This is a genomic window from Streptomyces sp. SL06 (assembly GCF_058244745.1).
In genome coordinates this window covers 4,020,655-4,040,621 of the sequence record NZ_JBSYOT010000002.1, presented here as the reverse complement: position 1 = coordinate 4,040,621, position 19,967 = coordinate 4,020,655, and the positions used below count along the sequence as shown (strand labels likewise).

Below are 19,967 nucleotides of genomic sequence, written 5' to 3'. Positions count from 1 at the left end.
CGCGCTGGTCTCGTGGTGTGCCTCGTGGTGGTCCACGATTGCGAAGTCCCAGCCGCCACAGAAGTGTGGAACACGCACATCCGCTACCGGCTTGTGCCAGGTAACGGCCTCGTGAAAAGGGGGGAAACGGTTGCTCAACTCACCCCGGAACACCACCACTTCCACCTTCGGCACCGGCGGATCCGGCGGCCTCCCCGACCGGCGCGTCCCGGTGGCGGTGTCCGCTCCGGACCCGATCAGCCGCGAGGGCGCGGTCAGCCAGTTGCGCCGGCACCCGGAGATCGACCTGCGCGAGGAGACCGGCCCCGGCACGGTGGCCCTGCTCATCGAGGACGCGCTCGACGACGCGGCGCTCACCCGGCTGCGCCGGGTGGTGCGCAGCGAGGGCGCGCGGGCCGTGCTCGTGACCGGCGCGATCCGCGAGAGCGAACTGCTCGATGTCGTCGAGTGCGGCGTCGGTGCCATCGTCTGGCGGCACGAAGCCACCGCACACCGGCTGGTGCAGGCGGTACTGGCCGCCTCCCGCGGCGACGGCGACCTGCCCGCCGACCTGCTCGGCAGGCTCATCAGCCAGGTGGGCACCCTGCACAGAGGCGCCGCGGGCCGGGCGGGCGCCCCCTCGCTGGGTCTCGCACCCCGGGAGGTGGACGTTCCTGCGGCTGGTCGCCGAAGGTCTCGACACCGGGGAGATCGCAGGCAAGTTGTCCTACTCCGAACGGACCGTCAAGAACGTCATGCACGGACTCACGACACGGCTCCATCTGCGCAACCGCGCGCACGCCGTGGCCTATGCCCTGCGGGAAGGCTACATCTGACCGAACGGGCAATCGAAAGCGGACCCCCGGGACCGCGGGGGCAGCGTGTCCTGCCCCCGCGTCGTCCCCGACGCGCCTGCGGGCGGGACGGCACCCGGGGCACGATCGGTGACAGGCGGCGGCCACGGGCGGGCCGGCCGGACTCAAGTGCGGGCAGGGCGGGAGCGCGAGCGTGATCCACGAGGTGGACGAGGTCCTCAAGACCCTCCTCAAAAGTGGTGCGTTGACGGGCTCCGGCATCGACGTGGCCTTCGAGGCACCCACCCGTGACTGGGCGGCCCGGCGCAACGCCCCCGTCGTCAACACGTACCTGTACGACATCCGCGAGGACATCGGCCGGCGCCAGCGCGGTCAGATGGCCGTGCGCGACGAGGACGACATCGTCGTCAAGCGCCGCCAACCGCCGCGCTGGTTCCGGCTGTCGTATCTCGTGACGGCCTGGACGAAGACCCCGCAGGACGAACACCGGCTGCTGTCGGCCGTACTGGCGACCCTGCTGCCCCGCGAGATCCTGACCCCCTCCGAACTCCCCGGCTCGCTGCGCGCACTTGGCCTGTCGGTGCCGCTGACGGTGGCCGGCATCCAGACCGAGTCCCGTTCCCTCGCCGAGATCTGGTCCGCGCTGGGCGGCGAACTGAAGCCGTCCCTCGACCTGGTGGTGACCGCGCCCTTCCCGGCCTTCCCCGAGTACGACGCCGGTCCCCCGGTCACCGAGGGCGCGACGGTCCGGGTGGGCGGCATCGAGGGCGACCCGCCGATGTCCACGGGACGCTCCCACCGGCCGCACCAGGTGGCGGCGGCCCGCGCCGCCCGCAAGGACGCGCCGGACCGCCGCACGGGCCAACGGTGAACGCCTCCGGCATCCCGGTGTCCGGCTCGTACGACGATCCCGCCCCTGTGCTGCTCGCCCGCCTCGCGGTCCTGCGGGACCGGGTGACCGCGCTCGTCGAGCACCGCGCCGCCACCGATCCCACGGCCGACGACCCGCTGCGCGGCCTGTACCTGTCCGACGAGGCCGTCCACCACCTGCTGCACACCTGGCCGTCCACCACCGCCCGCGCCGCGGACGGCGAAGTCGCCGAGGTCGCCGAGGTGGCCGCGCACCCGTTCGCCGACGGCCCGGCCGGCGGCGGGGACCGGCTGGCGTGGCTGGCCGGGCGCACGGGGCTGACCGAGCTGGACACCTCCCTCCTGCTCATCGCCCTCGCCCCCGACATCGACCGCACCTTCGAGTCGCTCTACGGCTACCTCAACAACGATGTGAGCCGGCGCCGCGCCACCGTGGGCCTCGCCCTGGACCTGTGCGGGGTGCCCGCACATCTGGCGGCGGCCCGCACCCGGCTTCACGCCTCGGCGCCGCTGGTCTCCCTCGGCCTGCTGGAGGTGGAGGAGCCGGAGCGTCCCTTCCTCACCCGTTCGCTGCGGGTCCCGGACCGGCTGCTGGGCCATCTGCTCGGCGACGACACCCCGGACGCCGCGCTCCTCGGCCGGCTGCTGCCGATGCCGGACGCGCTGCCCGCGCCCGGTGCCGACGACTTCGTACGGCGCATGGCCGCGCTGCTGGCCGAAGGCCCGCTCACCGCCTATCTGCGCGAACCGCGCGAGGGCGACGGCCTGGCGGCCCTGGCCTCGGTCCTGGACGCCGCGGGCATCCGGGCGCTGCGCTGCTCGGAGCCCGACGACCACGTCCCCGAGCTGCTGCGCGAGGCCCGGCTCAGCGGCCGGGCGGTGGTGGTGTCGGGCCTGCCGGAGAAGCCGGGCCCGCTGGTGCGGGCGCTGGCCGCGGCGACGGACGTGACCGTGCTGCTGACGGACCCCCGCCCGTACGACCCGCACTGGTCCCCGACCGACCCGCTGGTCCTGGACGCGCCGGGCCGCCGGGCCGGCGGCGTGGCCGTCTGGCAGGCGGCGCTGGGTCCGGAGGCCGTCGGGTTCGACCTGGCGACCGCCGTCGCCCACTACCGGCTCGGCGGCGACCGCATCCAGCGCGCCGCGCACACCGCCCGAGCCCTCGCCGCCTTCGACGGCACCCCGGTCACCGCCGACCACGTGCGGCTCGCGGCCCGCCGGCAGTCGGCCTCGGGTCTGGAACGCCATGCCCGGCGGATCCGGCCGGCCGTGGACTGGCGGGACCTGGTGCTGCCCGACAAGCCCCTCGTCCAACTGCGCGAACTGGCCCTGCGCGCCCGCCACCGCGACCGGGTCCTCGGCGACTGGCGGCTCAGCGCGGGCGGCGGACGCGGCCGGGGCGTCCTCGGTCTGTTCGCGGGCGAGTCCGGCACCGGCAAGACCCTGTCGGCGGAGGTGGTGGCGGCCGACCTCGGTCTCGACCTCTACGTCGTCCAGCTGTCGTCGGTCGTCGACAAGTACGTCGGCGAGACGGAGAAGAACCTCGAACGGATCTTCACGGAGGCCGACCGCACCGACGCCGTGCTCCTCTTCGACGAGGCCGACGCCGTCTTCGGCAAGCGCTCCGAGGTCAAGGACTCGCACGACCGGTACGCCAACATGGAGAGCGCCTACCTGCTCCAGCGGCTGGAGTCCTTCGACGGCATCGCCCTGCTGACCACCAATCTGCGCGCCAACATCGACGAGGCGTTCACCCGGCGCCTCGACCTGGTGGTCGACTTCCCCTTCCCGGACCCCGGGCAGCGGCTCGCGCTGTGGCGGCACGGCCTCTCGCACGTCCCGTCCGCCGACGGCATCGACCCGGACCCGCTGGCACGGGACTTCGAGCTGGCCGGCGGTTCGATCCGCAGCGCGGTGGTCACCGCCGCCTATCTCGCCGCCGGACGCGACGACGTGGTGACGGCGGACGACCTCCTGGAGGGCGCCCGCCGTGAGTACCGCAAGGCCGGGCGGCTGGTGCCCGGCGAAGGCGGCTGGTGAGCCGGGGCCCGGCCGCCCTCCCGCTCAGCCCTGCTTGGGGTGGATGATCTGCCACTCCTGGTCGTCGATGTTGGTGCAGTCGGAGATGTTCAGCTTGGCGTCGAGACCGCCGGTCCCGTTGCCCTCCACGTTCAGGCACTTGTTGTTGCTGGCGAAGTTGCGGATCCAGTAGTCGCCGCTCTCCTGCTTGTCGGCCCACCAGAGCTGGTTGTCGGCCATGGTGCCGTCGCAGTAGTACTCGATGATGCCCGTCCCCACCGGACGGGCGCCGTACTCGCCGAGGTCCATGCACAGCCTGTCCTTGACGTTGCGGATCTGGAACAGTGGGGCACCGCCGGGGCCGCCGTCCTCGTACCTGACTTCGAGGTCCCACATCTGGTTGTCCTCGTCGCCCGGGATGCACATGGACTGCTGGACGCGGTCGTTGATCTTCCCCTTCTCGCGTCCCACGAGTTCGGCGCACATCTTGGTGGTGGTGTTGCGCAGCATGATGTTCTTGGCAGGCACCACGGACGGCTCCTCGGGCTCCTTGGACTCGCCGCCGCCCTTGTCGTCGTCCTTGTCGCCGTCCCCGCCGGCGTTCTCAGGTTCCTGCGTGACCGGCGGCTGGGGCTGGGGCTGCTCGGCGGGGGCCGACGGAGCCACGCTGGGCGGGGGCTCGGGGGTGGCGCTCGGGCTGGGGGCGAGCGCGATGCCCGCCTGCTGCGTCTGCTCGGTCGCGCTGGTGACCACCTGGGGCTTGTAGGCGATCCAGATCATGACGAAGGCGAGGGACAGCGCCAGCGCGATCCCGAAGAACGTGGCGAGCCAGCGAGGAAGAAACCCCCGCTGGACATACGTCCCCTCGACCTCCGTCGGATCGACCCCGGAACGCCGCACCGCCAGCTTGTACGGCCGCTCCTCCTTCGCCCCGAACCAGATGATCCGCCGAGGCTTCAACGTCGCCCCGACGAACGCGGCACGACCCGGCTCGATCTGCACATTGCCCGGACGGATGTCGTACGACAGATGATCCCCAGTGTCACTGCCGGAGATTGAGGCCGTCACCTTCGTATTGCCGAGATTGTCCACCGCCAGCCGAGGACGCCCCCGGAACCGCCCCTTCACCGTCGGCGGCACCAACTCCGCCCGCACCTCGGCGAACGGAGTGATCGTCAGATTCCCCTCGGGAACCGTCACCGCGTCCGGATGCTCCGTCGGCGTGATCCGCACCGCATACGGATTCGGACCCGCCACCGCATCCGACGTACGCGGCGGAGCAAACGTCAACTCCACCGTCCCCGTCGTCCCCGGATACAGACGCAACGTCTGCGGCTCGACCGTCGTCCAGGGCGCCACATCCCCGAACGGCTCGAACCGGTACTCGTCCACCACATCACCGGTATTACGCACCCGTAGGCGCACACGCGTACTACTGCCGGGGTCCACAGTCGCGGACGCGGGCTCCAGCGAAGTCCACAGGCTCACCCGGCGAGGCTACGGTCGGCCTCCCGGACCGTCAGCGGTCCTCGGGGCACTGGTGCGTGCCCCGAGGTGCCTGACGGCGCGGCTTCCCGGACCGGGCCGTCACTCCCTCGTCGGGTGAACGATCCGCCACTCCTGGTCGTCGATGTTGGTGCAGTCGGAGATGTTCAGCGGGGTCTCGGTCGGGCCGTTCTGGCCCTTCACGTTCAGGCACTTGTTGTTGCTGGCGAAGTTGCGGATCCAGTAGTCGCCGCTCTCCTGCTTGTCGACCCACCAGAGCTGGTTGTCGGCGGTGGTGCCGTCGCAGTGGTACTCGGTGATGGGCGTCCCCACGGGACGGGCGCCGTAGTAGCCCAGGTCCATGCAGAACTTGTCGGTGACGTTCCGGATCTGGAACAGCGCGGTACCGCCGGGGCCGCCGTCCTTGTACCTCACCTCCAGGTCCCAGTACTGGTTGTCGCCGGTCTCGTGGCAGTTGGCCTGCTGGACGGTGCCGTTGATCTGCCCCTTCTCCCGTCCGGGGATGTCCGCGCACATCTTGGTGGTGGTGTTGAACAGCATCACGTTCTTGGCGGGCACCACGGACGGCTCCTCGGGCTCCTTGGACTCCCCACCGCCGTCACCGTCACCGCCGTCACCGGCGCCGTCGGTCTGGGGTGGCTGGGAGGGCTCCGGCGGCGGTTGCTCGGCCGGAGCGGATTCGGGGGCGCTGGGGAGGTCTTCCGGGGTGGCGCTGGGACTGGGCGCGAGCGCGACGCCGGCCTGCTGCGTCTGCTCGGTGGCCTTGGAGGTGACCTGGGGCTTGTAGGCGATCCAGATCATGACGAAGGCGAGGGACAGCGCCAGCGCGACCCCGAAGAACGTGGCGAGCCAGCGAGGAAGAAACCCCCGCTGGACATACGTCCCCTCGACCTCCGTCGGATCGACCCCGGAACGCCGCACCGCCAGCTTGTACGGCCGCTCCTCCTTCGCCCCGAACCAGATGATCCGCCGCGGCTTCAACGTCGTCTCCACGAACGCGGCACGACCCGGCTCGATCTGCACGTTCCCCGGACGGATGTCGTACGACAGGTGGTCCCCGGTGTCGCTCCCCGCGACCGAGGCCGTCACCTTCGTATTGCCGAGATTGTCCACCGCCAGCCTAGGACGCCCCCGGAACCGCCCCTTCACCGTCGGCGGCACCAACTCCGCCCGCACCTCGGTAAAGGGAGTGATCGTCAGATTCCCCTCGGGAACCGTCACCGCGTCCGGATGCTCCGTCGGCGTGATCCGCACCGCATACGGATTCGGACCCGCCACCGCATCCGACGTACGCGGCGGAGCAAACGTCAACTCCACCGTCCCCGTCGTCCCCGGATACAGACGCAACGTCTGCGGCTCGACCGTCGTCCAGGGCGCCACATCCCCGAACGGCTCGAACCGGTACTCGTCCACCACATCACCGGTATTACGCACCCGCAGGCGCACACGGGTGGTGCTGCCGGGGTCGACGGTCGCGGACGCGGGCTCCAGGGAAGTCCAAAGGCTCACGCCGCGACGCTACGCCATCCGTGAGAGTGCGTCAGGAGTCGCGAGGGCAAACCCGCTTGCCCTCGCCAACACCGTCAGACGGTGATCCGGACCGCCTCCAGCTGAAGCTTGTCCTTCTCCATGTTGCTGCCGAAGTAACGCCACTTCGGCGTGGTGCAGCCCTGGTCGAGCCAACCCTTGTTCTGGACGTGGGCGTTCACGCAGACGGTGCCTTCCCCGGTCGCGAGGGTGAAGCCCTCCATCGGCGAGACCGCCTCCTTGGTGCTGCCTAGGTACATGTCGATCTCGTCGCCCGCGCTCGACCACTTGGCGCCGGTCAGCCAGCCCTCGACGACGTGGGCTCCGTTGCCGTTGACGCCCTTGGTCCTGGCCACGGCGATGTTCAGGGCCTTGACCGGGAGGCTCTTGCCGACCGTGCCTGCCTCGGCGCCGTCGCACACCGGCTCCTGCCAGCCCTGGTCCGCCACATAGGCGCGGTAGCAGACGTGCCGGCCCTCGCTGCGGGCGGCGATCTCCTTCACCGCCGTGGCCGCGGTGCGCACCGGCGGCGGCTCGGCCTTCTTCGACTCGCCGCCGCCCTTGTCCTTGTCGTCGTCCTTGTCGCCGCCCCCGCCGGCGTTCTCCGGTTCCTGCGTGACCGGCTGCTGGGGCTGGGGCTGCTCGGCGGGGACCGACGGAGCCACGCTGGGCAGAAGTTCGGGGGTGGCGCTCGGGCTGGGGGCGAGCGCGATGCCCGCCTGCTGCGTCTGCTCGGTGGCACTGGTGCGGACCTGGGGCTTGTAGGCGATCCAGATCATGACGAACGCGATCGTCAGGGCCAGGGCGATCCCGAAGACGGTGGCGAGCCAGCGGGGCAGGAAGCCGCGCTGGACATACGTCCCCTCGACCTCCGTCGGATCGACCCCGGAACGCCGCACCGCCAGCTTGTACGGCCGCTCCTCCTTCGCCCCGAACCAGATGATCCGCCGCGGCTTCAACGTCGTCTCCACGAACGCGGCACGACCCGGCTCGATCTGCACGTTCCCAGGACGGATGTCGTACGACAGATGATCCCCGGTGTCACTGCCCGCGACCGAGGCCGTCACCTTCGTATTGCCGAGATTGTCCACCGCCAGCCGAGGACGCCCCCGGAACCGCCCCTTCACCGTCGGCGGCACCAACTCCGCCCGCACCTCGGTGAACGGAGTGATCGTCAGATTCCCCTCCGGCACCGTCACCGCGTCCGGATGCTCCGTCGGCGTGATCCGCACCGCATACGGATTCGGACCCGCCACCGCATCCGACGTACGCGGCGGAGCAAACGTCAACTCCACCGTCCCCGTCGTCCCCGGATACAGACGCAACGTCTGCGGCTCGACCGTCGTCCAGGGCGCCACATCCCCGAACGCCTCGAACCGGTACTCGTCGACGACGTCACCGGTATTACGCACCCGCAGGCGCACACGCGTACTACTGCCGGGGTCCACAGTCGCGGACGCGGGCTCCAGCGAAGTCCACAGGCTCACGCGACGACCATAGAGATGCCCCCGGGGCCTGTCTCAGGACCGGGGGCAGAGTCGACTGCCCGAAAGGGCACGCCCGGCGGGCGGCCCGTCCGCTCACAGCGGGGACTGGCCCCGGGCCATCCGCGCGCCGGCCTCCGCGGCCTCGACCTCTTCGGAGTGGCCCGGGTCGGAGACGGACTCCCCGAACCCGTTGTTGCTGCCCGCCACCTGGCCCTGGGACTGCTGGTAGACGTGGTGGGCCTCGTGGAAGAGCGTCGCGTCGTCCAGGGACCGCTGGGCGACGATGTGGGAACCGCTGGTGTAGGCGATCGCGTTGAGGTCCATGGCCGAGCGCTGCGCCACCGGGTTGTCGTGCATCGTCACATGCCCGAAGCTCATCCCGTACGCCCGCTCGGCCGGTTCGCGGATGCGGGACGGGAGCGGTTTGCCGGGCGAGCTGATCGCGTCGTTCACCGAGACCCGCGGCTCCTCCAGGAAGCCGTTGTCCGCCGACACCCGCCGCTGCACGTCGGCCGTCTCCGGCTCACCGTGGCCGCATCCGGGGCCGTGCTCGTGCCGGGCGCGCTGGACGGCACGGCTCACCGCCGCGTTGCCGGCCTGGCTCTGGAGTGCGAGCATCCGGCCGGCCGTGGTGCCCGGCGTCGTGGAGCGCCTGGCCGGGCTCCGCGCACCGGCCCGCTGGGCGGCCTGTGTTTCGTGTGCGTGCACAACGCTCCCTCGGCAGACGCTCGTTCGGCACGTGGTGATGGGGCTCCTCGCAGGTCTACCCGGACCGGCCGCGCGGCGCAACGGCCGCACGGGCAGGCTTGGGGGCAAGGCGGGCCGAGGAGGACACGGAGTGACACCGTCGGTTCGCTCCTTCCCCGGCCGCCCTGCCCTCTCGCGGTCCTCTCAGGGTCCGGTCAGCCCGAGGAGAGCTGGCTGGTGATCTCCTTCTCCCAGGCGCTCTGCTGCGCGGGGTCGTTGAGCGAGTTCTCCCACTCCTCCTGCGACCGCCTGTGCTGCTCCGGGCCCGCCTTGAGGACGACGAGCAGCGCGCGTGCCGAGGCGCGGATGTCGTCGGGGACGTCCCGGCCCACCCGGACATCCGGTCCGGCGGCGAGTGCGTACAACTCCTGGGCCATGAAGTGGCGTTCGCCCTGCGAGACGGACTTCGTCACCTTGAAGAAATCCTTGAGGGCGTCGCCGCGCCGGGCGCCCGCGGCCTCGGATCCCTCGGCCCTTTCGCCCTCGTTCTCGTCCTGGGCGAGCGTGGGCCGGGCCCACCGGTCCGGATGCCGCGCGGCGACATACCGGTTGGAGCCCGCCCTGACCGCCTTGTAGACGGCGCCGGAGAGCAGGAGGCCCGCCGCCACACCGGCCACGGCGGGTGCGGCCGGGCCGCTGACGGCGCCGGCCGCGGCAGCGATCGCCAGGCCGCCGGCGGCGGTACGCACCGAGTTGCCGCCCAGGTTGGCGACGCGCTTGCCGAGTTTGGTGTGCTGCTTGTGCCGTGCGTACTCGGTCAGGTGGACCAGTTCGGCCTGCAACAGGCCGTTGAGGCGGGCGACTTCGGCCGTGAAGTCCGCGATTTCCCGCTCGGCCGCGGCGGCGGGCCCGGCCTGGTCCAGTCGCGCCTGGGCCCGCCCCAGCTGGTCGAGTACGTCCTGGAGCATCTCCGCGGCCCGCTGTGCCCCGTCGGGGGCTTCCAGGTCCACGGCCTTGAGCGCGCGGTTCTTGTTGTAGGTCTTCCAGATGACGGGGATCTCCCGGAGGACCGCGATCATGGAGAAGACGATGGTGGCACCGCCGGTCACCTCCCCGAGCGCGGTCACGCCGCTCAGGTTCCCGGCGTTCTTCACCGCGGCGTTGGCCATGCTGCTGATATCGCCGACGACCATGCTGGAGCCGGAGGCCACGCCGAGAGGCTTTCCCCTCATGTCCTTCCTGGACTTGTGGGACGCCGGTCCGGTGTCGTTGCGGGTCTTGCGGGCGGTGTTCAGGGTGCGCAGGTCGTTGAGCACGCCCAGGGCGTCGGTCACGGAGTTGATGCCGCTGCCGACCTGTCCCATGATCGCGGTGGCCTGCATCTCGCCGTTGTCCGACGTGGCCTTCGCGTGCGTCCGTATGCCGCCCTCCGTCGGCGCGTTGAGGCGGGTGGCCATCGTGTCGGGCGTGTCGAGGATCTTCTTGCCCTTGTCGGCCTTGGACTCGGTACCGAGTATCCGGTCGATCGCCTCGTTGACCTTCTTGAGGTTCGCCCCCAGACCGACCAGCCGCCGCCGCAGCCCACTTCCGCGCCGCTGCTCCAGAGCCTCCTCGTCCCGGGCCTGCTCACCCGAGGCACGCCGGTCCTGGTTTTGGTCCTGGTCCTGGACCTCGACCGGCGGCACCCCCTCCTGGACCCGGGCCCGCTCACCCGAGGGACGCTGCTCCTGATCCTGATCCTGGTCCGGCGGCACCGCCACCTCGTCCCGGGCCCGCTCACCCTCAACCCGGACCGGCGGCACCCCCACCTGGTCCTGGACCTGCTCACCCGAGGCACGCTGCTGGTCCTGGACCGGCGCTCTCCCGCTCTCGACACTCGCCCGCCCACCCGGGACCTGGACCGGCGGCACCACCTCCTGATCCCAGACCGGCACTCTCCCGCCCCCAACACTCGCCCGCCCACCCGGATCCTGGACCGGCGACACCCCCTCTTGGACCTGCTCAACCGGAGCGCGCCCCTCCTGGCCCTGGACCGGCGGCGCCACCTCCACGCCCCGGACCGGCGGCACCTCCACCTCCCGGACCGGCGGCACCCCCACCTGGACCTGCTCAACCGGGGCACGCTGCTGGTCCCGGACCGGCGGCACCTCCACGCCCTGGACCGCCGGCGCCACCTCCACGCCCTGGACCGGCGGCACCCGCTCCACGCCCGGCGCCCGCCCATCCGGGCCCCGGACCGCCCCGGCCTCTGCGCGGCGACGCTGGCCCTCCGGCGGTGTCACTGGCTCCTGGCGACGCCGCTCCTGCTCCTCAAACCGACGCACCTCCGCGGCCGCATGCGCACCCAAAGTAGCCTTCTGCCGCCTACGCTCCGCCACCGCACCCATCCGCCGGAGCCCCGCCTCAGCCGCCTCACCACTCACAGCAGCCACCCGCCGCTCCTGCGCCACCTCCTCACGCCGACGCACCTCCGCAACCGCCTCCCCCGCCAACGCACCCACCTGACGCCTACGCTCCGCCACCCCATCCATCCGCCGACGCCCCGCCTCAGCCGCCTCACCACCCACAGCAGCCACCCGCCGCTCCTGCGCCACCTCCTCACGCCGACGCACCTCCGCAACCGCCTCCCCCGCCAACGCACCCACCTGACGCCTACGCTCCGCCACCCCATCCATCCGCTGACGCCCCGCCTCAGCCGCCTCACCACCCACAGCAGCCACCCGCCGCTCCTGCGCCACCTCCTCACGCCGACGCCCCGCCGCAGCCGCATCCTCCGCCACCGCGCGATGCCGTTCCCGGTCGGGCTGCGGAGCGGCCGAGGCCAACTTGGCGGGGGCGGAGCCCGATCGGGCACGGCCGGTCGCCGGGGCCGCCGGTTCCGGGGAGACGATGCCCTGCTGTTCCGTCCAGGAGTTCCGACGAGAACCGCCCGCCGCACGCTGGACCACTTCGGCGACGGCCCTGTTCCCCGCCGCGGCCTGCAGAGCGGCCATGGCGGGCCGCGGTCCCCGAGGGCGGGGCCGGGCCGGAGCGGCGGCGTCCGTGGCACGTCTCTGCGTCTCGTGCAAGCGGTCCGACACGGGCAACTCCTTCTGGAGGATCGGGCTGCACCAACGCGGAAGCCCCGACGAGGCGTGCTCGGCCACGGCGGGCCGGCGCACCCCGGACCGGGGCATAGCCACAAGATGACATCCTGGCGAACTGACGCTCAACACACGATGGTGCGGCAGAAGGGGCGCCCACTCCCAGTGCCGACCGCGGACTCTGCCCCAACGGGCACGGCGGAGGTCGGACGGGGCAACCGACGTGCCCCGGGCCCGGCCCCGGAGGACGTTTCGGCGGCGGCAACGCGCGCGCGAGGCTGAGGGGCGTCCTGTCTCGTACCCCGAGGAGAGCAGAGCATGCCGTCCTACCTGTCGCCCGGCGTCTACGTCGAGGAGGTGGCCAGCGGCTCGCGCCCGATCGAGGGAGTGGGCACCTCGGTGGCGGCCTTCGTCGGTCTCGCCCCGACCGGCCCGCTGAACGAGCCCACGCTGGTGACCAACTGGACGCAGTACGTCGCGGCCTTCGGTGACTTCACCGGCGGGTACTACCTCGCGCACTCCGTCTACGGGTTCTTCAACAACGGCGGCTCCGCCGCCTACGTCGTCCGGGTCGGCGGCTCCGCCGAGGACGCGGCCGCCCACGACGCCGCGGACGGCGCCGCCGCGCCCGCCGCCGTCACCGGCAGCGCCGCCAAGGCCGCACTGCCCGCCGCCGAGCCCAAGCAGCTCGGCACCTTCGCCGTGACGGCCAACGCCGCCGGCCAGAGCGGCCCGCTGACCGTCGAGGTCGCGGACCCCGAGGGCGAGGGCCCCGCCGAGCGCTTCAAGCTGATCGTCAAGGACGGCGGCAAGCCGGTCGAGACCTTCGACGTGAGCGCCAAGAAGGGCAACCGCTCCTACGTCGTCACCCAGGTCAAGGAGCGCTCCAAGCTCATCACCGTGACCGAGGCCGCGCCGTCCGCGCAGCTGGCCCGTCCGGAGAACCAGACCCTGACGCTGCCCGCGCCGCCGTCCGCCGCGCCCGCCGTTCCGGCCGGTCAGGGCGAGAGCGCGCACCCCGGCCCGGCCCAGTACCTCGGCGACTCCTCGGACCGTACCGGCTTCGGCGGTCTGGAGGCGATCGACGAGATCTCCATGGTCGCCGTGCCCGACCTGATGGCCGCCTACCAGCGGGGCGCGATCGACCTGGAGGCCGTCAAGGCCGTCCAGCTCGGTCTCATAGCCCACTGCGAGCTGATGGGCGACCGCGTCGCCATCATCGACCCGCCGCCCAGCCAGAACGCCCGTCAGATCCGGGTCTGGCGCCAGGAGACGGCCGGCTACGACTCCAAGTACGCGGCCCTGTACTACCCCTGGATCAAGTCCTTCGACCCGGCGACCGGCCAGTCCCGCCTGGTCCCGCCGAGCGGCCACGTCGCCGGCATCTGGGCCCGCAACGACTCCGAGCGCGGCGTGCACAAGGCCCCGGCCAACGAGGTCGTGCGCGGCGCCGTCGACCTCGAACTGCAGATCACCCGCGGCGAGCAGGACCTGCTCAACCCGATCGGCGTCAACTGCATCCGCTCCTTCCCCGGCCGCGGCATCCGCGTCTGGGGTGCCCGCACCCTCTCCTCCGACCCGGCGTGGCGCTACCTGAACATCCGCAGGTACTTCAACTACCTGGAGGAGTCGATCCTGATCGGCACCCAGTGGGTGGTGTTCGAGCCGAACGACCACAACCTCTGGGCCCGCATCCGCCGCAACGTCTCCGCGTTCCTGGTCAACGAGTGGCGCAGCGGCGCCCTGTTCGGCCAGAGCCCGACCGAGGCCTACTACGTCAAGTGCGACGAGGAGACCAACCCGCCGGAGTCGGTCGACCTCGGCCGGGTCGTGTGCGAGATCGGCATCGCGCCGGTCAAGCCCGCCGAATTCGTGATCTTCCGGCTGGCCCAGTTCTCCAGCGGCAGCGGGGAGTTGGAGGAGTAGGCGCTCCGCCCGTTTCGGTAACCCCCGCGCGCCGACCCGGCGTCGCCCCGTACGCCGTCGTCGTACGCCATCGTCAAGCAGCCTCAGAAGGACAGCGAACACATGAGTCTCAACCCGGGTGACTCCCTTACTTCACACAATTTCGGTCTCCAGATCGACGGTGTGATGGTCGAGTACCTCGCCGAGGTCAGCGGCCTCACCCTTGAGCAGGACGTCATCAAGTACCCGCAGAACAACGGCGCGACCGGCAAGAACGAGATCGCGCTGCTGCCGGGCACCCAGAAGGACGGTCAGTGCACCGTCATCCGCGGTATGACCCAGTCGGCGTCGTTCACCCAGTGGATCAACGACTCCATCAACGGGCGCATGGCCACCGCCCGCAAGAACGCCTCGATCATCATGATGGACTTCGAGGACAACCCGGTGAAGCGGTACAACCTGCGCAACGCCTGGTGCAGCAAGATCGACACGAGCACGGTGAAGGCCGGCGAGGCCTCCGCGCTGACCGAGACCGTCACCATCGTGTTCGAAGAACTGGTCATCGAGTAATGCGGCGTACGCCTGCCAAGGCACCCGCCGCGGCACCCCGGACCGCGGCGGCGGGAGCGGACTTCCCCCGTTCCGCTCCCGCCGCCGCGCCGGCGGAGACACTGGCCGCGCCTCCGGCCGGTCCTCCCGTCGACGCGGCGCCGCGGCAGCAGTTGCGGACCGAGTTCCCCTTCGAGCTGCCGCGCGGGTACGTCGACGAGTCGGGCACGGTGCACCGGGACGGTGTGATGCGCCTGTCGACGGCACGGGACGAGCTGATCCCGCTGCGCGACGTGCGGGTGCAGGAGAACCCGGCGTATCTGTCGGTGGTGCTGCTCGGCCGGGTCATCACCCGGCTGGGCACGCTGGCGATGGTGCACGACGGGATCGTGGAGAACATGTTCGCCTCCGACCTGGCGTTCCTCCAGGACTTCTACCGCCAGATCAACGCGGAGGGGCACACCCGCGCGGCCGTCGAGTGCCCGCACTGCTCGGAGCCCTTCGAGGTGGAACTCGGCGGGAGCCGCCTGGGGGAATCGTGACGTACGCGACCGACCGGCTGCACGAGGAGATCGCGTACGTCGCCTACCACTTCCACTGGAGCCTGGAGGCGATCCTGGACCTGGAACACCAGGATCGCCGCCGGTACACGGACCAGATCGCGTCCCTCGTGACGCGTGGCACGGCGGAGGGCTGATCGGTGGGATTCCTGGACCGGCTGCGGGGTCGTCGAGACGGCGTCGGCGAGGGCGAGACCGCGTCCGCGGGCTCGCCCCCCGACACGGGCGCGGGCGGGAGTACGGCGGACACGTCCGGCCCCGCGCCCGTGGCCGTCGCCGCCTGGACGGGCCTGCCGCCGATCCAGCGGGCGACGGGCGGGGCGGGTACGGGCGTGGCGGACGCCGGGTTCGGCGGTCGCCTTCCGACGTGGCAGAACCCGTCGTTCACGGGGGCGCCGTCCCCCGCGGTGCTGAACCCGGCCGCGGGCGACAGCCTCCTGTCCGGCGCCTTCGCCCCGTCGGCCCGGCAGACCCCGCCCGTCTCACCGGTGTCCCGGCCCGGCACGCCACCGGTCCAGCGGATGCCGGTCGCTCCGCTGCGGGCGATACCGGCGGACACATCGGCTCCGGCCACCGCGCCGCGGTCGGCGCCGGGTGGGCGGGGCGGTCCGGCTGCCACGCCGGGGGCGCGGACGGCTTCTTCCTCCATGCCGGGGGCGCGGGGCGGTTCGTCCGGTACGGCGGCGTCGGCGGCGTCGGCTCCTCCGGCTTCTTCGGCTCCTCCGGCTTCTTCGGCGTCCGCGTCCGGGGGTGCCCCGGTCCAGCGGGCGCGTTCCGTCGGGTCGGCGGCGTCGTCCGCGGCGCCCGTGAGCACACCGGCCCAGGCCGCCCGCGGGGTACGGGTGACACCGGTGCCGCCCGCCGCGCCCCGTCCCCGGCAGGCCGCCCTGACCAGGGCCCCGTCCGGGGCGTCGGCCGTGCAGCGCCGGATGCTGCCCGCGAGCCGCCGGACGACCGACTCCCTCCCGGAAACCTCCGGAACGGCATCCTCGTCGGCGGACGGCGACCGAGCGGACCCCGGCTCGGCACCGGCGGGGGACGCCTCCCTGCCCCACGGTTCCGGCGCCGCGCCGGTGCGGCGGGCCGCCGCCGACGCCCCCGTACAGCGAGCGGCATCCCGGCCCGGGGCGACACCGGTAGCAGGCGCCCGGGGCAACACCCCGGCAGCGAACACCGGTTACGGTCCCACCGGCCTCACGGCACCCGGCGCCCCGGTGCGCCGGGCCGCGGAACAGCCAGGTGGCGGTCCGGCATCCGGTACGCCGACGCAGCGCTCCGCCGCAGCACCGAGCGGGACGACGGGTGGCGGCGGCGCGTCCGGCGGCCCGGTACAGCGCGCCACCGCGCGGTCCGGCGGCGGCACGACGCCCGCCTCCGGCAACAGCCCGGCCTCCGGCACCCCGGTCCAACGCGCCGCCACACAGCCCGGCGACAGCGCCGCACCCGCACAGCACCGCGCCCCGGCCTCCGGCACGCCGGTACAGCGAGCCACACCCGGCAGCGGCAGCGGCAGCGGCAGCGGCAGCGGCAGCGGCAGCGGCAGCGGCAGCGGCAGCGGCAGCGGCAGCGGCAGCGGCACGATACCCACCACGCCGGCGCAACGCGCCACCACACAGCCCGGTGACAACGCCGCACCCGCACAGCACCGCGCCCCGGCCTCCGGCACGCCGGTACAGCGAGCCACACCCGGCAGCGGCACGACGCCCACGCAACGCGCCACCACACAGCCCGGCGACAGCGGCACGCCCGCACCGGGCAACAGCACCACGCCCACCGGCCCGGTACAGCGCTCCGCCGCGACCTCCGGCGGCGACACCGCGCCCATGCGACACAGCGCCTCGTCCTCCGACACGCCCGTGCAGCAAGCCACGCGCGGTCCCGGCGACAGCGCCACGCCCGCACCGGGCGACAGCGCCACCCCCGGCACCCCGGCCCAACGCGCCACCGCACACCCCGGCCCCGCGCCGACGCCCCGCCCCGTCCCAGGGGCCGCTCCCTCCGGTGAGCGCGGGTCCGCCTCACCGGGCGCCACGTCGTCCGGTCCTCCGGTGCAGCGGGCGGTGTCGCGGCCCAAGCCCGGTCTCGGGCCGGCCATTTCCTCCCGACCCGGCAACGGCAACGCCAACCGGACGACGCCCGCACCCGGCAACGACACCGCGTCCGGTACGCCCGTACAGCGAGCCGTACCGCAGCCCGGCCCCACGCCGAGCGGCGCGGCAGGCGAACTCCCGGTGCAGCGGGCCGCGTTCGGATCCACGCCCGCCTCCACCCAGCAGCCCCGCAGCACTCCGACACCCCCCTCGGCCCCCGGCGCAACGCCCACCCCGGCCGAGAGCACCGCAACCGACCTCCCGGTGCAGCGAGCAACGTCCGGATCCACGCCCGCCTCCACCCAGCAGCCCCGCACCACCCCCACACCCCCCTCGCCCCCCGGCGGAACACCGGTACAGCGAGCGGCGTTCCGGCCCGCGTCCGGAGCCGACGCCCCGTCCACCGGCCCTGCGGCGGCACCGTCGCCGTCGGCTGGAGGCACCCCGGCAGGGGCCCCCGTCCAACGGGCCTCGTACGACGGCCCCGCCGCCAACCGATCGGCGGCAGCACCCGGCGCCGGTACGTCGAGCGGTGCCCCGGCGCAGCGAGCGGTCGGCCGGTCCGACGGTTCCGCCCCGGCCTCCGAGCAGCGCGACACGGGCGCCCCGCCCCCGTCGGTGCAGCGCGCCGTGGCCCACATCAACCCGGTGCCCGCCGCCTCCCGACCGACGGCCGGCACCGGAGCGCCGGGGTCGGCGACGCCCTCCCCGTCGGCGAACCGGCCCTCCGCCGCCCCCGTCCGTCCCGGTACCCCGACCGGCGCGCGGCCCTCCGTCCAGCGGCAGGCAGCAGCCCCCGGCCGGCCGAGGCCGACCCAGGCCGCACAGCCTTCGCAGGCTTCCCCGTCCACGCACACCCCGTCGTCCCGCCAGGCCCCGACGCTCCCGGCCACGACACCGCAGCCCCCGGTACAGCGCGCCGCGAACCCGCCGGCCGGCACACCGGGCGCACCCTCCACCGCCCCCACGCCCGACCGCCACGCCCTCGCACCGCAGCCCCCCGTACAGCGCGCCGCGAACCCGTCGACCGGCGCATCCAACGCGCCCTCCACCGGCCCCGCCCCGACGCCCCCGGTCACCGCACCGCAGCCTCCCGTCCAGCGCACCACGGACCCGTCGACCGGCGCACCCTCCACCGGCCCCGCCGCACCGGACCGCCACGCCCCCGCCCCGACACTCCCAGTCGCCACACCGCAGCCCCCCGTCCAGCGCACCACGGACCCGCCGACCGGCGCACCCAGCGCGCCCTCCACCGGCCCCGCACCCGCACCGAACCGCGCCGCCCCCGCCCCGTCGTCCCCCGCCGTCCAGCGGTCGGCCCAGAGCCCGAGCCCCGGCCCGGCCGCCGCCGTACCGCTCTCCCGGCCGGGAACCGGCGGTCCGGCCACCCCGGCGCGCCCCGTGCAGCGCAGCGCGGCGGCGCCCCGTGCGGGTCTCGGCGCCCCCACCTCGTCCGCGCCCTCCGACGCCGTACGCCCAGCCATGACGCCCGCCGCCCCGGCGTCGTCGGCCCGGCTCCCGCTCGGCGCCCCGCTCCCCGTGTCCCCCGACGCCACGCGCCCGGCCTCCAACACCGCGGCCACCGACGGCCGTACGCCCCCGCCGGTCCAGCGGGCCACCGCGCCGGCCCACCCGCCCGCGGCCCACTCCGCGGCACCGGCCGTCACGACCGCCACTTCCGCCTCGGCCGCGCCCTCTCCCCTCCCGCCGGCCTCGCCGGTCCCCGGGACCTCCGTCGCGCCGGCCCTCGCGCCGCCGCTCCCCCCGTCCGGCGGCGCCACCGTCCAGCGCGCCACCACCAGGACCACCGCCCCGACCGTCCAGCGCGCCACTACCAAAGCCGTCCCCCTGCGCCGCCCGGCGTCCCCCGGTGCCGTCGGGACCGGGGCCCCGCTCCCGGTGGCCCCCCTCACACCGCCCCCGCCGTCGGCGCCCCACCCGGTGCTTCCGGTCGGCACGCAGGCGGCACCGGCGCAGTCCCCCACGGAGACCGCCACCGCCGCCGCCTCCTCCACCACCACGGCCACGGCCGCCGCCCCGGTGCAGCGCGCGTTCGGCCGTACCACCGGTGCGCTGGCCGCCGCGGCGGCCTCCACCGTGGCCTCCACCCTCACCCGCTTCCGGGCCCCCTCGTCCCGGCCCACCCCGGCCAGACCCCTGTCGCCGCAGAGCCCGCCCCCGCCCGACGACCCGCCCCCGTACTCGGCCGGTTCCGCGATGCTCCCTCCGGGAGACGGCGACCGGCCGCCCGGGTACGCGGCGATCCCGCAGGGCGGGTTCGACCCCCGCGAACTCACGGACTTCCAGCTCGACGAACTGGTGCACCGGATCATCGGCCGCGTCACCCGACTCGTCCGCACCGAACTGCGCATGGACCGCGAACGGATCGGCAGGCTGCGCGACCCCCGCTGACCGCCCGCCCGCGCACCACCGATCACCCGACAGAAAGGTCGCCCCCGATGACCCGCCAGGACCCGGGCTCCTCCATATGGTTCAGCCTCGCCATCGACGGCGAGAGCCTCGGTTACTTCAACGGGTGCGAGGGCCTGTCGACCCAGGTGGAGGTCGAACAGCGCCAGGAGGGCGGCAACAACGGGTTCGTCTGGCAACTGCCCACCCGCGTCACCTTCACGAACATCCGGCTGACCCGCCCCCTCACCCCGGACACGGCGAAGGTCGCCAAGTGGATCTCCTCCGTGCAGACCGGCATCAAGCGGCCCACCGCGCAGATCTCGGCGCTGCGCGCGGACGGGTCGCTGGTCGCCCGCTGGGGGCTGATCGACGTACTGCCCGTCAGCTGGCAGGGCCCCAGCCTCGACCCCGGCAACATGTCCGTGGCCACGGAGGTCCTGGAGATCGCCCACCACGGGTTCACGGACTGACGGCGCCA

13 protein-coding genes and 1 pseudogene are annotated in these 19,967 nt (G+C 73.3%); 9 read left to right on the top strand and 5 right to left on the bottom strand.

The genetic code is table 11. The features are described 5' to 3' along the window. Positions 1 to 130: 130 nt before the first annotated feature. The 3 genes and pseudogenes from AC4IHM_RS18525 (at position 131) to AC4IHM_RS18515 (ending at position 3,704) form a co-directional block, all read left to right on the top strand. Positions 131 to 815, top strand: a pseudogene (locus AC4IHM_RS18525) (helix-turn-helix transcriptional regulator). A 172-nt stretch (positions 816 to 987) separates the two neighbouring features. Next, a complete protein-coding gene (locus tag AC4IHM_RS18520) occupies positions 988 to 1,665 on the top strand; it encodes a Pvc16 family protein (protein WP_490868123.1) in 678 nt (225 codons plus the stop codon). Continuing rightward, positions 1,662 to 3,704 (top strand): ATP-binding protein, encoded by a 2,043-nt coding sequence (locus tag AC4IHM_RS18515; protein WP_490868122.1) that lies wholly within the window; start codon positions 1,662 to 1,664, stop codon positions 3,702 to 3,704. Before AC4IHM_RS18520 ends, AC4IHM_RS18515 begins: the two co-directional genes overlap by 4 nt. Positions 3,705 to 3,728: 24 nt before the next feature. Here AC4IHM_RS18515 and AC4IHM_RS18510 read toward each other — a convergent pair whose 3' ends face one another. From AC4IHM_RS18510 to AC4IHM_RS18490, 5 genes are all read right to left on the bottom strand, one after another. After that, entirely contained in the window at positions 3,729 to 5,171 is a 1,443-nt protein-coding gene (locus tag AC4IHM_RS18510; RefSeq protein ID WP_490868121.1) for an RICIN domain-containing protein, read from the bottom strand. 99 nt (positions 5,172 to 5,270) lie between these two features. Continuing rightward, positions 5,271 to 6,698 (bottom strand): RICIN domain-containing protein, encoded by a 1,428-nt coding sequence (locus AC4IHM_RS18505; RefSeq protein ID WP_490868120.1) that lies wholly within the window; start codon positions 6,696 to 6,698, stop codon positions 5,271 to 5,273. A 74-nt stretch (positions 6,699 to 6,772) separates the two neighbouring features. After that, positions 6,773 to 8,203, bottom strand: a complete 1,431-nt coding sequence (locus AC4IHM_RS18500; RefSeq protein WP_490868119.1) for a hydrolase — start codon at positions 8,201 to 8,203, stop codon at positions 6,773 to 6,775. A 93-nt stretch (positions 8,204 to 8,296) separates the two neighbouring features. Next, complete coding sequence (locus tag AC4IHM_RS18495; protein WP_490868118.1) at positions 8,297 to 8,911, bottom strand: eCIS core domain-containing protein; 615 nt, start codon at positions 8,909 to 8,911, stop codon at positions 8,297 to 8,299. Between the two features lie 194 nt (positions 8,912 to 9,105). Next, on the bottom strand, positions 9,106 to 11,172 hold the full coding sequence (locus tag AC4IHM_RS18490; protein ID WP_490868117.1) for a hypothetical protein: 2,067 nt from the start codon (positions 11,170 to 11,172) through the stop codon (positions 9,106 to 9,108). 1,119 nt (positions 11,173 to 12,291) lie between these two features. On the opposite strand from AC4IHM_RS18490, the gene AC4IHM_RS18485 reads away from it, so the two are divergent. From AC4IHM_RS18485 to AC4IHM_RS18460, 6 genes are all read left to right on the top strand, one after another. Continuing rightward, positions 12,292 to 13,899 carry a phage tail sheath subtilisin-like domain-containing protein gene (locus AC4IHM_RS18485; RefSeq protein ID WP_490868116.1) on the top strand — a complete coding sequence of 536 codons (1,608 nt, stop codon included), beginning with the start codon at positions 12,292 to 12,294 and terminating at the stop codon, positions 13,897 to 13,899. A gap of 102 nt (positions 13,900 to 14,001) precedes the next feature. Next, positions 14,002 to 14,448, top strand: a complete 447-nt coding sequence (locus AC4IHM_RS18480; protein ID WP_031038304.1) for a phage tail protein — start codon at positions 14,002 to 14,004, stop codon at positions 14,446 to 14,448. Then, complete coding sequence (locus AC4IHM_RS18475; protein ID WP_490868115.1) at positions 14,448 to 14,969, top strand: hypothetical protein; 522 nt, start codon at positions 14,448 to 14,450, stop codon at positions 14,967 to 14,969. Before AC4IHM_RS18480 ends, AC4IHM_RS18475 begins: the two co-directional genes overlap by 1 nt. Continuing rightward, entirely contained in the window at positions 14,966 to 15,124 is a 159-nt protein-coding gene (locus AC4IHM_RS18470; RefSeq protein ID WP_007450918.1) for a DUF6760 family protein, read from the top strand. The genes AC4IHM_RS18475 and AC4IHM_RS18470 overlap by 4 nt, the downstream gene beginning before the upstream one ends. Before the next feature lie 669 nt (positions 15,125 to 15,793). Then, positions 15,794 to 19,489 (top strand): hypothetical protein, encoded by a 3,696-nt coding sequence (locus AC4IHM_RS18465; protein WP_490868114.1) that lies wholly within the window; start codon positions 15,794 to 15,796, stop codon positions 19,487 to 19,489. Between the two features lie 47 nt (positions 19,490 to 19,536). Then, complete coding sequence (locus tag AC4IHM_RS18460) at positions 19,537 to 19,959, top strand: phage tail protein (RefSeq protein ID WP_490868113.1); 423 nt, start codon at positions 19,537 to 19,539, stop codon at positions 19,957 to 19,959. The last annotated feature ends 8 nt before the right edge of the window (positions 19,960 to 19,967 follow it).

What these genes read in the sequence shown, in the direction of transcription:
- AC4IHM_RS18485 (WP_490868116.1), top strand. Translation starts at nt 12,292, where the DNA reads ATGCCGTCCTACCTGTCGCCCGGCGTCTACGTCGAGGAGGTGGCCAGC.
- AC4IHM_RS18480 (WP_031038304.1), top strand. Translation starts at nt 14,002, where the DNA reads ATGAGTCTCAACCCGGGTGACTCCCTTACTTCACACAATTTCGGTCTC.
- AC4IHM_RS18475 (WP_490868115.1), top strand. Translation starts at nt 14,448, where the DNA reads ATGCGGCGTACGCCTGCCAAGGCACCCGCCGCGGCACCCCGGACCGCG.
- AC4IHM_RS18460 (WP_490868113.1), top strand. Translation starts at nt 19,537, where the DNA reads ATGACCCGCCAGGACCCGGGCTCCTCCATATGGTTCAGCCTCGCCATC.